The 12,540-nt window shown below is 53.5% G+C and carries 15 protein-coding genes; 7 read left to right on the top strand and 8 right to left on the bottom strand.

The window, feature by feature from the left end:
• Positions 1-76 precede the first annotated feature (76 nt).
• Positions 77-832 (top strand): zinc ABC transporter ATP-binding protein ZnuC, encoded by a 756-nt coding sequence (znuC, locus tag N7268_RS19535; protein ID WP_198903887.1) that lies wholly within the window; start codon positions 77-79, stop codon positions 830-832.
• Complete coding sequence (znuB, locus tag N7268_RS19530; RefSeq protein WP_200006102.1) at positions 829-1,614, top strand: zinc ABC transporter permease subunit ZnuB; 786 nt, start codon at positions 829-831, stop codon at positions 1,612-1,614. Before znuC ends, znuB begins: the two co-directional genes overlap by 4 nt.
• A gap of 47 nt (positions 1,615-1,661) precedes the next feature.
• Here the strand turns inward: znuB and ruvB are convergent, their stop codons facing one another.
• The 6 genes from ruvB to aspS form a co-directional block, all read right to left on the bottom strand.
• Positions 1,662-2,672, bottom strand: coding sequence for a Holliday junction branch migration DNA helicase RuvB (gene ruvB / locus N7268_RS19525; protein WP_198903885.1), 1,011 nt, complete (start codon positions 2,670-2,672; stop codon positions 1,662-1,664).
• A gap of 8 nt (positions 2,673-2,680) precedes the next feature.
• Positions 2,681-3,292 (bottom strand): Holliday junction branch migration protein RuvA, encoded by a 612-nt coding sequence (gene ruvA, locus N7268_RS19520; RefSeq protein ID WP_198903884.1) that lies wholly within the window; start codon positions 3,290-3,292, stop codon positions 2,681-2,683.
• An 80-nt stretch (positions 3,293-3,372) separates the two neighbouring features.
• The gene (gene ruvC / locus N7268_RS19515) at positions 3,373-3,894 is read right to left on the bottom strand and encodes a crossover junction endodeoxyribonuclease RuvC (protein ID WP_192612497.1); all 522 of its coding nucleotides are present in this window, start codon (positions 3,892-3,894) and stop codon (positions 3,373-3,375) included.
• Positions 3,895-3,928: 34 nt separating this feature from the next.
• Positions 3,929-4,672, bottom strand: a complete 744-nt coding sequence (locus tag N7268_RS19510; RefSeq protein WP_260864121.1) for a YebC/PmpR family DNA-binding transcriptional regulator — start codon at positions 4,670-4,672, stop codon at positions 3,929-3,931.
• Between the two features lie 28 nt (positions 4,673-4,700).
• The gene (gene nudB, locus N7268_RS19505; protein WP_260864120.1) at positions 4,701-5,144 is read right to left on the bottom strand and encodes a dihydroneopterin triphosphate diphosphatase; all 444 of its coding nucleotides are present in this window, start codon (positions 5,142-5,144) and stop codon (positions 4,701-4,703) included.
• 1 nt (position 5,145) lies between these two features.
• The gene (gene aspS / locus N7268_RS19500; protein WP_198903880.1) at positions 5,146-6,918 is read right to left on the bottom strand and encodes an aspartate--tRNA ligase; all 1,773 of its coding nucleotides are present in this window, start codon (positions 6,916-6,918) and stop codon (positions 5,146-5,148) included.
• A gap of 287 nt (positions 6,919-7,205) precedes the next feature.
• Here aspS and N7268_RS19495 point away from each other — a divergent pair, with 287 nt between their 5' ends.
• Genes N7268_RS19495 through cmoB form a run of 5 tightly spaced genes read left to right on the top strand, consistent with a single transcriptional unit; the run spans position 7,206 to position 10,783 of the window.
• Positions 7,206-7,772, top strand: coding sequence for a hydrolase (locus N7268_RS19495; RefSeq protein WP_260864119.1), 567 nt, complete (start codon positions 7,206-7,208; stop codon positions 7,770-7,772).
• Positions 7,769-8,587: a DUF72 domain-containing protein gene (locus N7268_RS19490; RefSeq protein ID WP_260864118.1), complete on the top strand. Its 819-nt coding sequence runs from the start codon at positions 7,769-7,771 to the stop codon at positions 8,585-8,587. The genes N7268_RS19495 and N7268_RS19490 overlap by 4 nt, the downstream gene beginning before the upstream one ends.
• Before the next feature lie 51 nt (positions 8,588-8,638).
• Entirely contained in the window at positions 8,639-9,034 is a 396-nt protein-coding gene (locus tag N7268_RS19485) for an MAPEG family protein (RefSeq protein ID WP_260864117.1), read from the top strand.
• Positions 9,035-9,074: 40 nt separating this feature from the next.
• Positions 9,075-9,818: a carboxy-S-adenosyl-L-methionine synthase CmoA gene (gene cmoA / locus N7268_RS19480; protein WP_198903876.1), complete on the top strand. Its 744-nt coding sequence runs from the start codon at positions 9,075-9,077 to the stop codon at positions 9,816-9,818.
• Positions 9,815-10,783: a tRNA 5-methoxyuridine(34)/uridine 5-oxyacetic acid(34) synthase CmoB gene (cmoB, locus tag N7268_RS19475; protein WP_198903875.1), complete on the top strand. Its 969-nt coding sequence runs from the start codon at positions 9,815-9,817 to the stop codon at positions 10,781-10,783. Before cmoA ends, cmoB begins: the two co-directional genes overlap by 4 nt.
• Positions 10,784-11,022: 239 nt before the next feature.
• Here cmoB and cutC read toward each other — a convergent pair whose 3' ends face one another.
• Positions 11,023-11,769 (bottom strand): copper homeostasis protein CutC, encoded by a 747-nt coding sequence (gene cutC, locus N7268_RS19470; protein WP_260864116.1) that lies wholly within the window; start codon positions 11,767-11,769, stop codon positions 11,023-11,025.
• Positions 11,770-11,772: 3 nt separating this feature from the next.
• Complete coding sequence (locus N7268_RS19465) at positions 11,773-12,339, bottom strand: VOC family protein (protein ID WP_260864115.1); 567 nt, start codon at positions 12,337-12,339, stop codon at positions 11,773-11,775.
• Positions 12,340-12,540 lie beyond the last annotated feature (201 nt).

The raw sequence follows: 12,540 nt of genomic DNA, 5'->3' as shown, positions 1-12,540 counted from the left end.
TGCGACCAATCATCGTAACGAATGTGAGAAATGTGATATTATAACATTCTATAACTTCTGCAAGACTAAAATTGATATGACGACTTTGGTTTCACTGGAAAATGTCTCGGTCTCTTATGGTCAACGCCGCGTCCTTTCTGACGTTTCGCTTGAACTTCGACCCGGCAAAATTTTAACGCTTCTCGGCCCGAATGGCGCCGGAAAGTCAACGCTGGTACGCGTTGTATTAGGGCTTGTAGCGGCTGATGAAGGTGTTATCAAGCGCAACGGGCAGTTGCGCATTGGTTATGTGCCACAAAAACTGTATCTGGACACCACGCTCCCGCTGACGGTCAGCCGCTTTTTGCGTCTACGCCCAGGTACGCAAAAAGCGGATATTCTGCCTGCGCTGAAGCGCGTTCAGGCCGGGCATCTGCTGAATGCCCCAATGCAAAAACTGTCTGGCGGGGAAACCCAGCGCGTCCTGCTGGCGCGCGCACTGCTGAACAAACCCCAGTTACTGGTGCTGGATGAACCCACTCAGGGCGTGGATGTAAACGGTCAGGTTGCGTTGTATGACCTTATCGATCAGCTTCGGCGTGAACTGGATTGCGCCGTGCTGATGGTTTCTCATGACCTGCATCTGGTGATGGCGAAAACAGACGAGGTGCTGTGTCTGAACCATCACATTTGCTGCTCCGGCACGCCTGAAGTGGTTTCTATGCATCCGGAATTCATCTCTATGTTCGGGCAACGCGGCGCTGAACAACTCGGAATATACCGTCACAACCATAATCATCGCCACGATTTACAGGGTCGTATCGTCTTACGCCGGGGAAATGGTCACTCATGATTGAATTGTTATTACCTGGCTGGTTAGCCGGGATCATGCTGGCCTGTGCCGCTGGCCCGCTCGGCTCATTTGTGGTCTGGCGTCGGATGTCTTATTTTGGCGATACGCTGGCGCATGCATCACTGCTAGGCGTCGCCTTCGGCCTGCTGCTGGATGTCAATCCTTTCTATGCGGTGATTGCCGTCACCCTGATGCTGGCAGCCGGTCTGGTGTGGCTGGAAAAGCGCCCTCACCTTGCGATTGATACCTTACTCGGCATTATGGCGCACAGCGCGTTGTCGCTGGGGCTGGTTGTCGTCAGTCTGATGTCCAACATTCGTGTGGATCTGATGGCCTACCTGTTTGGCGATCTGCTTGCCGTGACGCCAGAAGATCTTATCTCCATCGCCATTGGCGTGGTTATCGTTCTGGCGATTCTCTTCTGGCAGTGGCGCAACCTGCTGTCAATGACCATCAGCCCTGACCTCGCGTTTGTCGATGGGGTGAAGCTACAACGCGTAAAATTGTTGCTGATGCTGGTCACCGCGCTCACCATAGGTGTCGCAATGAAGTTCGTCGGGGCGTTGATTATCACGTCGCTGCTGATTATCCCGGCAGCAACTGCACGTCGGTTTGCACGTACGCCAGAGCAGATGGCTGGCGTTGCCGTGGGGGTAGGAATGATAGCGGTTACAGGCGGGCTGACCTTCTCGGCCTTCTATGACACACCCGCGGGTCCCTCCGTGGTGCTGTGCGCCGCGTTGCTGTTTATCTTCAGCATGATGAAGAAGCAGGCCAGCTAAAGTGTGTATGACCCGGTAGCGGCTTGCTTACCGGGCCAGTTCAGCGTTTAAGGCATCTCCGGTGGAGTAATACCGAAATGATTCCACGCGCGCACTGTCGCCATACGTCCGCGCGGCGTACGTTGCAAAAAACCTTGCTGAATCAGATACGGTTCCAGCACATCCTCAATAGTTTCGCGCTCTTCGCCAATCGCGGCGGCAAGGTTATCCAGCCCGACCGGTCCACCAAAGAATTTATCAATCACCGCCAGCAGCAGCTTACGGTCCATGTAATCAAACCCTTCGGCATCGACATTAAGCATATCCAGCGCCTGAGCAGCGATCTCTGCAGAGATGGTGCCGTCATGCTTCACTTCGGCAAAATCTCGCACCCGGCGTAATAAACGGTTGGCAATACGCGGAGTACCACGTGCGCGACGGGCAACTTCCAGCGCCCCTTCGTCACTCATTTCCAGACCCATATATCGTGCGCTGCGCCCAACGATGTGCTGAAGGTCAGCAACCTGATAGAACTCAAGGCGCTGCACGATGCCGAAACGGTCACGCAACGGAGAGGTTAAGGAGCCGGCGCGGGTGGTCGCGCCAATCAGGGTAAACGGGGGCAAATCGATTTTTATCGAACGTGCTGCCGGTCCTTCGCCGATCATGATATCCAGCTGATAGTCTTCCATCGCCGGATAAAGCACTTCTTCCACGACAGGCGATAAGCGATGAATTTCATCGATAAACAGCACATCGTGAGGCTCGAGGTTGGTGAGCATCGCCGCCAAATCCCCTGCTTTTTCCAGCACCGGACCCGAAGTCGTGCGCAGGTTAACGCCCATTTCATTGGCAACAATGTTGGCAAGCGTGGTTTTACCGAGCCCGGGAGGCCCAAAGATCAGCAGGTGATCGAGAGCATCACCGCGCAGTTTCGCCGCCTGGATAAAGATTTCCATTTGCGAGCGAACCTGAGGCTGGCCAATATACTCCTCCAGCAACTTGGGTCGGATCGCGCGATCCACCAGGTCTTCAGGCGTGGTGCTGGCGGCCGAAATCAGGCGATCTGCTTCAATCATCCTTTACCTCACAATGCAGCGCGGAGCGCTTCACGAATCAGTGTTTCACTGCTGGCATCCGGGCGGGCAATTTTGCTCACCATACGGCTGGCTTCCTGTGGTTTATAGCCAAGCGCCACCAGTGCGGCAACCGCTTCCTGCTCGGCATCATCCGTCGCCGGGCTCGCCGGGGAGGTCAACACCAGGTCAGCCGCCGGTGTAAACAGATCACCATGCAGACCTTTAAAGCGGTCTTTCATTTCGACAATCAGACGCTCAGCCGTTTTCTTACCGATGCCCGGCAGTTTGACCAGCGCACCGAGTTCTTCGCGTTCCACCGCATTAACGAACTGCTGCGCGGACATACCAGAAAGAATAGCCAGGGCCAGTTTAGGTCCAACGCCGTTCGTTTTGATCAACTCTTTAAACAGCGTGCGTTCCTGTTTGTTATTAAACCCGTACAACAGTTGGGCGTCTTCACGTACCACAAAATGAGTGAAAACAACGGCCTCATTTCCGGATTCTGGCAGCTCATAGAAGCAGGTCATCGGCATATGGACTTCATAGCCTACGCCGCCCACTTCAAGCAATACCAGCGGGGGTTGTTTTTCGAGAATAATGCCTCTGAGTCTGCCTATCACACGACGCTCCTGCGTTAATGGCTAAAAGGTAATGCGCTATCATAAAAAAAGGCTGGATAGATATCCAGCCTCATTTATCACTAACGTAATCGACCACGCGCCAAATTCAGCCGGGCGTCGCTCATTTGCATGGCGTTCTGGCTGACGTGACAGTGGGTAATGGCAATGGCCAGCGCATCCGCTGCATCGGCCTGAGGATTGGCCGGAAGTTTAAGTAAGGTGCGCACCATGTGCTGCACCTGACTTTTCTCCGCGCTACCTATCCCCACGACGGTTTGTTTCACCTGCCGCGCGGCATATTCAAACACCGGAAGATCCTGGTTTACGGCAGCAACAATCGCCACCCCACGCGCTTGTCCCAGCTTCAGCGCTGAATCAGCGTTTTTCGCCATAAAGACCTGCTCTATGGCGAAATAATCAGGCTGAAACTGCGTGATAATCTCCGACACGCCTGCATAAATCAGCTTCAGGCGCGACGGTAAATCATCCACTTTGGTGCGAATGCAACCACTGCCAAGGTACGTCAGCTGTCTGCCTACCTGACGAATTACGCCATAACCGGTAATGCGCGATCCCGGGTCAATGCCGAGAATAATAGACATCACGCATCTCCTGTTAATTTATGGCTGAACCCCATCATTCTAAGGTAGCAGCAACCTCATCAGAGATTTCACCGTTGTGGTAAACTTCCTGAACGTCGTCGCAGTCTTCCAGCATATCGATCAGACGCATCAGTTTCGGTGCCGTTTCCGCATCCATATCCGCTTTGGTGGATGGGATCATCGTCACTTCAGCAGCATCGGCTTTCAGACCAGCAGCTTCCAGTGCATCGCGAACTTTCCCCATCTCTTCCCACGCGGTGTAGACGTCAATCGCGCCGTCATCGAAGGTCACAACATCTTCAGCACCCGCTTCCAGCGCCGCTTCCATGATGGTGTCTTCGTCGCCTTGTTCAAAGGAGATCACGCCTTTTTTGCTGAACAGGTAAGCCACGGAACCGTCAGTACCCAGGTTACCACCGGTTTTGGTAAATGCATGGCGCACTTCCGCAACGGTACGGTTACGGTTATCAGACAGGCATTCAATCATCACAGCAGTGCCGCCAGGACCGTAACCTTCATAGATGATAGTTTCCATGTTCGCATCATCATCACCACCAACACCACGTGCGATAGCACGGTTCAGGGTGTCACGGGTCATGTTGTTAGACAGCGCTTTATCAACCGCTGCACGCAGACGCGGGTTGGCATCTGGATCGCCACCGCCAAGTTTAGCCGCTGTCACCAGCTCACGAATGATCTTAGTGAAGATTTTGCCGCGCTTAGCATCCTGCGCAGCTTTACGATGTCTGGTGTTGGCCCATTTACTATGACCTGCCATAAATAATATCTCCAAAAAGCGCGCCTTTTCAGGCAACGTTAATTACAAATTCTTCAATCGCCTGCCGGTTACTCCACGATTTGGTTAACCGTGCAGCCTCAGCTGCGTTAACCCAACGATAGGTCAAATGTTCGGTGAACACGATCTCTCGTTCAGAGGGAAGAGCCAGGCAAAACCAGGATTCGGTATTGCGTACGATTCCTGGCGCATAGCGATGACGTAAATGACTAAAAATTTCAAACTCCACCGTGCGCTGACAGTCAATTAAGGTCAGTTGCTCACGCGCAACATCAATGGCGACCTCTTCCTTTACTTCGCGCATGGCGGCTTGCGACGCGGTTTCACCCTCTTCGAGGCTGCCGGTGACCGACTGCCAGAAATCAGGATCGTCGCGTCGCTGTAACATCAGCACTCTCCCGGTGTCCTCTGCATAAATCACGACTAACACCGAGACAGGCTGTTTGTACGTCATATCAGTTATTCTCGGCTTTCTTCACAACCTGAATGCTCAGTTCCGCCAGTGCCGCTTCATTAGCAAAGCTTGGCGCTTCGGTCATCAGACACGCAGCAGCCGTGGTTTTCGGGAAGGCAATAACGTCACGGATGTTGTCGGTACCCGTCAGCAGCATGGTCAGGCGATCCAGACCAAACGCCAGGCCCGCATGCGGCGGTGTACCATATTTTAATGCATCCAGCAGGAAGCCGAATTTCTCGCGCTGTTCTTGCTCGTTGATACCCAGAATGCCGAATACGGTCTGCTGCATGTCCCCGTTGTGGATACGTACAGAACCACCGCCCACTTCGTAGCCGTTGATGACCATATCGTACGCATTGGCAACCGCATCTTCCGGCGCCGCTTTCAGCTCAGCCGCAGTCATGTCTTTCGGCGAGGTGAACGGGTGGTGCATCGCGGTCAGGCCGCCTTCACCGTCGTCTTCAAACATTGGGAAGTCGATAACCCACAGCGGTGCCCATTTGGATTCGTCGGTCAGGTTCAGGTCTTTACCCAGTTTCAGGCGCAGTGCGCCCATCGCGTCGGCAACCACTTTCTTGTTGTCGGCACCGAAGAAGATCATATCGCCGTCTTGTGCGCCAGTACGTTCCAGAATAGCTTCAATGATTTCAGCATTCAGGAACTTGGCAACCGGGCTGGTGATCCCTTCCAGACCTTTCGCACGCTCGGTGACTTTAATGTAAGCCAGACCTTTCGCGCCGTAGATCTTGATGAAGTTACCGTAGTCGTCGATCTGCTTACGGCTCAGTGCAGCACCACCTGGTACGCGCAGAGCCGCTACACGGCCTTTCGGATCGTTCGCAGGACCGGAGAACACCGCGAATTCAACAGATTTCAGCAGGTCAGCAACGTCCACCAGCTCCATCGGGTTACGCAGATCCGGCTTATCGGAACCGTAACGACGTTCTGCTTCGGCAAAGGTCATGATCGGGAAATCACCCAGATCTACACCTTTAACTTCCAGCCACAGATTACGCACCAGCGCTTCCATCACTTCACGCACCTGCGGTGCGGTCATGAAGGACGTCTCCACGTCGATCTGGGTAAATTCAGGCTGACGGTCTGCACGTAAGTCTTCATCACGGAAGCATTTTACGATCTGGTAGTAACGGTCGAAGCCAGACATCATCAGCAGCTGTTTGAACAGCTGTGGAGATTGCGGCAGCGCGTAGAACTTGCCTTTATGGACACGCGAAGGCACCAGGTAGTCACGCGCCCCTTCCGGTGTCGCTTTGGTCAACATCGGCGTTTCGATGTCGAGGAAACCGTGGTCGTCCATGAAGCGACGAACCAGGCTGGTAATTTTAGCGCGGGTTTTCAGACGCTGCGCCATTTCCGGGCGACGCAGATCCAGATAGCGATACTTCAAACGCGCTTCTTCGGTGTTAACGTGGTTTGAGTCCAGCGGCAGTGATTCTGAGCGGTTGATGATGGTCAGATCGGACGCCAGTACTTCGATTTCGCCTGTCGCCATATCGGCGTTGACGTTTTTCGCATCACGCGCACGCACGGTGCCCGTAACCTGAATGCAGAACTCATTACGCAGTTCGGAGGCCAGCTTTAACGCGTCCGCACGGTCCGGATCGAAAAACACCTGCACGATACCTTCGCGGTCGCGCATATCGATAAAGATCAGGCTACCAAGATCACGACGACGGTTGACCCAACCACACAGAGTCACCTGCTGCCCTTCGTGGGACAGGCGTAGCTGTCCGCAATATTCTGTACGCATGAGATATCCCTTAACTTTGCCGCAGGCGGATTGTCACCTGTCTTGCAGATGACGAAGTCGCAGCTTTAGCTGAATGTCACAACTGAATGAAAAAAGGCGGCTATTATACTGGAAATTCTGCCGCACGATAAGAGCCTACCGGGATAGACTCTCAGTCCGGTACTGACTGTACGCGTGTTTCCTACGCGGGTATTGCGTAATCTCACAAAAAATAACAAAAATTGTCGCCCCTTTCACACCGAATCGCGATTAAGGTGTAACGGAATTCTTTTTTTACTGGAGTTACCATGCTGGAACTGAACGCTAAAACGACGGCCCTCGTTGTTATCGATCTGCAGGAAGGTATTTTACCTTTCGCTGGCGGTCCCCACACCGCAAACGACGTGGTTGCCCGCACCGCGCGCCTCGCGGAAAAATTCCGTGCGCACGGTTCGCCGGTCGTCATGGTTCGTGTCGGCTGGTCTGACGATTATGCTGAAGCGCTGAAGCAACCGGTTGATGCCCAGGCACCGGCCAAAGCGTTACCCGCTAACTGGTGGGATTATCCGCACGCTCTGGGCAAATGCGCCAGCGATCTGGAAGTCACCAAACGCCAGTGGGGAGCGTTTTACGGTACTGACCTCGAACTGCAATTACGTCGTCGCGGCGTTAACACGATTGTCCTGTGCGGGATCTCTACGAACATTGGCGTCGAATCCACGGCACGTAACGCCTGGGAGTTAGGATTCAGTCTGATCATCGCGGAAGATGCCTGCAGCGCCGCCAGCGCTGACCAGCATCAGGGCAGCATGACGAATATTTTCCCGCGTATTGCGCGCGTACGCAGCGTTGACGAGATCCTGCAAGCGCTATGATTTATATCGGTTTACCGCAGTGGTCGCATCCGAAGTGGGTGCGCCTAGGTATCACCAGCCTTGAAGAATATGCCCGCCACTTTAACTGCGTGGAGGGAAATACCACGCTGTACGCGTTGCCAAAAGCCGAAATTGTTGCTCGCTGGCATGCGCAAACAACGGACGATTTTCGCTTCTGTTTCAAATTTCCAGCCACCATTTCGCATCAGGCCGCACTGCAGAACTGCGATGATATGGTGCAGGAATTTTTAACGCGCATGTCACCGCTGGACGCCCGTATCGGGCAGTACTGGCTGCAATTGCCTGCCACTTTTGGCCCGCGCGATCTCCCTGCACTCTGGCAGTTTCTCGATGCACTCCCAAAAACGTTTACCTACGGCGTAGAAGTTCGCCATCCTGATTTCTTTGCCAAAGGTGAAGAAGAGAAGCAGCTCAATCGTGGTCTGCATCAACGTGGGGTCAATCGGGTCGTTTTGGATAGCCGTCCGGTACACGCTGCTATTCCTCACACTGAAGCAATACGCGACGCACAACGTAAAAAACCCAAAGTTCCGGTACATGCGGTGATGACGGCAAATCATCCTATCGTGCGATTTATCGGTAGCGATAACATGGCGCAAAATCGGGCATTATTTGCCGTGTGGCTGAAGAAATTACCGCTCTGGGAACAGACCGCTACGCCTTATCTTTTTTTACATACCCCTGATATTGCGCAGGCTCCCGAGCTGGTTGATACCCTGTGGGCGGATTTGCGCAGTGTATTACCTGAAATAGGCACTGCTCCGTCCATTCCACAGCAATCTTCTCTTTTCTGAAAATGCCACCTATCATAGACAGTGCCATCAACCATTTTAAAGGGAGTTTGTATGGTAAGCGCGCTTTATGCCGTATTGGGTGCGTTATTGTTAATAAAGTTCTCTTTTGACGTCGTCCGCCTGCGCATGCAATATCGCGTTGCTTATGGTGACGGTGGCTTCAGTGAACTGCAAAGCGCTATCCGTATTCACGGTAATGCGGTGGAATATATTCCCCTTGCATTAGTGTTGCTGCTCTTTATGGAAATGAACGGCGCGGAAACGTGGATGGTGCATATTTGCGGGATCATTTTGATTGCCGGGCGACTGATGCATTATTACGGTTTTCACCACCGGCTGTTCCGCTGGCGGCGTTCCGGCATGAGCGCGACCTGGTGCGCCTTGTTGCTGATGGTGCTGGCGAATCTTTGGTATATGCCCTGGGAGTTGGTTTTCTCCCTGCATTAGCGCACAATACGCCACTTTATTTTTCCCGGATTTTTACGTTATGTCTCACCGCGACACGCTTTTTTCTGCGCCTATCGCCAGTCTGGGTGACTGGACCTTTGATGAACGGGTTGCTGAAGTCTTCCCGGATATGATCCAGCGTTCCGTTCCCGGCTACTCCAATATCATTTCCATGATTGGGATGCTGGCCGAACGTTTCGTGCAACCCAACTCACAGGTCTACGACCTGGGCTGTTCTCTGGGCGCTGCGACGCTCTCGGTGCGTCGCAATATTCACCATGATAATTGCAAAATCATTGCCGTCGATAACTCCCCGGCCATGGTAGAGCGCTGCCGTCGCCATATTGACGCCTATAAAGCGCCAACGCCGGTAGAGGTTATCGAAGGGGACATTCGCAACATCACGATTGAAAACGCCTCGATGGTGGTGCTGAATTTTACCCTGCAATTCCTTGCGCCGCCTGAGCGCCAGGCATTGTTGGATAAGATTTATCAGGGCCTGAACCCCGGCGGCGCGCTGGTGTTGTCAGAGAAATTCAGCTTCGAAGATGCCAACGTGGGTGAACTGCTTTTCAACATGCACCATGACTTCAAGCGAGCCAATGGTTATAGCGAACTGGAAATCAGCCAAAAGCGCAGCATGCTGGAAAACGTCATGCTAACCGATTCGGTCGAGACCCATAAAACGCGTCTTCGCCAGGCGGGCTTTGAGCACAGTGAACTTTGGTTCCAGTGCTTCAACTTTGGTTCCCTGGTGGCGCTAAAAGCTGAGGTTTCAGCATGATCGACTTCGGTAATTTTTATCAGCTTATCGCCAAAAACCACCTTTCCCATTGGCTGGAAACGCTACCGGCGCAAATTGCGACCTGGCAGCGCGAGCAGCATGGTCTGTTCAAGCAATGGTCAAATGCGGTGGAATTTCTCCCCGAACTGACGCCATACCGTCTGGATTTACTGCATAGCGTTACCGCCGAGAGCCAGGAGCCGCTGAGCGACGGTCAGCTCAAGCGCATCGATACCCTGATGCGTAACTTGATGCCGTGGCGTAAAGGACCGTACTCGCTGTACGGCGTCAATATTGATACCGAATGGCGTTCTGACTGGAAATGGGATCGCGTTTTGCCGCATCTTTCCGATCTGACCGGGCGAACGATCCTCGACGTGGGCTGCGGTAGCGGGTATCACATGTGGCGCATGATTGGCGCAGGGGCGCATCTGGCGGTCGGCATTGACCCGACACAGCTGTTCCTGTGCCAGTTTGAAGCGGTGCGTAAACTGCTCGGTAACGATCAACGTGCACATCTGTTGCCACTGGGGATTGAGCAGCTTCCGGCGCTGAATGCCTTTGATACCGTTTTCTCGATGGGCGTGCTTTACCACCGCCGTTCTCCGCTGGAACACCTCTGGCAGTTGAAAGATCAGCTGGTACAAGATGGCGAACTGGTGCTGGAAACGATAGTGGTTGAAGGCGACGAAAATACCGTGCTGGTGCCGGGCGATCGCTACGCGCAAATGCGTAACGTCTATTTCATTCCGTCTGCGCTGGCGCTGAAAAACTGGCTAGAGAAATGCGGTTTTGTCGATGTGCGTATCGCTGACGTGAGCGTCACCACCACAGAAGAGCAGCGTCGTACCGAGTGGATGGTGACCGAATCGCTGGCCGATTTCCTCGACCCGAACGACCACAGCAAAACGGTTGAAGGCTACCCCGCCCCACAGCGTGCGGTTTTGATTGCACGTAAACCCTAGTCATTTTTGCCGGGTGGCACATTTTCTCCACAATAGTTCGGTTTGCAACAAGGTGGCGACGCAGTAAATCCCCGGGTGAACAGCGCCCGCAAGGGCGAGGCCCAGGGGTGGGCAGAGTTATTGCCAACACAGTTGCAGGCCGAAATATGCCGGAGAAAGATAAAAAAAGGCCCCTGTTGAAATTGCAGGGGCCTGGTACGAGCAAGCATCATATTGGGCGACATGATGCAACGGTAAAATCAGTTGGCCTGATGGCAGGCAATGATTGCTTTCATTTCAGCAACCGCCGCCCCGTCTACCGCATAGCGGGAATACTCATCCGCTTGCGCATCCGAAGACATCGACAACCCCGCATTGCGATAACGCATGGGAGAAGCCAACCAGACGCCGGCAGAACTGTGGACTTCCTGCACGCCTGCATTCAGAAACAGAGGCAAATTCGCGGCGCGAACCCCTGCTCCGGCCATAATGATTGGAGCACCCGCCTGCGCAATAAGTTCCATTATTTTTGTTAAACCTTGCACTGCATCTGATTTTTGCCCGGAAGTCAGTATTCTTGCGACGCCCAAATCAGCTAAATTCTTCAGCGCCGTTAATGGGTTAGCACACATATCAAAAGCCCGGTGGAACGTGACATTTAAGGCTCCCGCTGCCGCCATTATTTTTTCCATACGCCGCATATCAACATGACCATCGGCATCCAACACGCCGGTCACCAGCCCTGAAAACCCCAGTTCTTTGACCATCTCGATATCATCAAGCATCGCGGCAAACTCCCCATCGGTGTAGCAAAAATCCCCGCCACGTGGACGGATGATTGGATTCACCGGGATGGAAACGTGCTGGCGTACCGATCGCAACACGCCCAGCGACGGGGTTAAGCCCCCTTCTTTCGGCGCTGAACACAGTTCAATTCGATCCGCACCGCTTTGCTGCGCCGTGCGTGCACATTCCATGCTGTAACAGCAGATTTCCAACAATGCCATGGTTCACTCCTGTTGTTCGCTTGCCACAATCGCTTCAATTGACCACGGATGAAACTTGATGGTCACGTTGCCATCGCTGACTGCCAGCGTCGGATTCGGTAAACGTTCACGTTCACCTTTTGGCGAGCTGGTCTTGACGAAAATCCCAGGCTGGCTCAGCCCTTCATCAGAGAGCAGCGCCAGCGCCCGCGCATTCAATGTCTCCGGCTCGCCTGGCAGAACGATTTCAATGTGTTCCCATCCCTCGTGCGGGTAACGTTTTTCACCCGGCCACGGCAGCTCAACAATCGTAAACTGCCAGTGCGCCACGCAAACCGGCTTATGCAGTTTGAACAGGCAAATCGGCCTGCCGTTGATCATATTTTCCGACAACAACTCGCCACACTGCTCGAACCCGCGACGCCAGCGTTCAGCGGTGGTATTTTGATGGCAGCGCAGAGAAATGTGATCGGCTTCAAGCCCTGAAACATCCAGGCCAAGACGCGTGGAAAGTTCTGTAAACGCCAGTACGAAATGCGGTAGATCTGCGGAAATATCATGCAGTTCGTCAATAGTCTGCCAGTTCGCCATAATGAGAGCTCTTATCGGTATTCAAGGCCGCTAATTTACTCTGTTGCACAGCGCCATCCAACCGCTGATTTTTTCGAACGTAAAATGAATGATTATGCGTAATGACGTTGCCTGTATTTTAGCCAGCGTACGGTGCTCGCGATGCTGACGGCAACGGGCATTTGCAGTATACTCCCGCCCTAAATTCTTAAACTGGCGCGG

It is taken from the genome of Citrobacter sp. Marseille-Q6884 (genome assembly GCF_945906775.1).
Classification (GTDB): domain Bacteria; phylum Pseudomonadota; class Gammaproteobacteria; order Enterobacterales; family Enterobacteriaceae; genus Citrobacter.
Note: the sequence above shows the minus strand (reverse complement) of the source record. Positions and strands in the feature narration are given on the sequence as shown.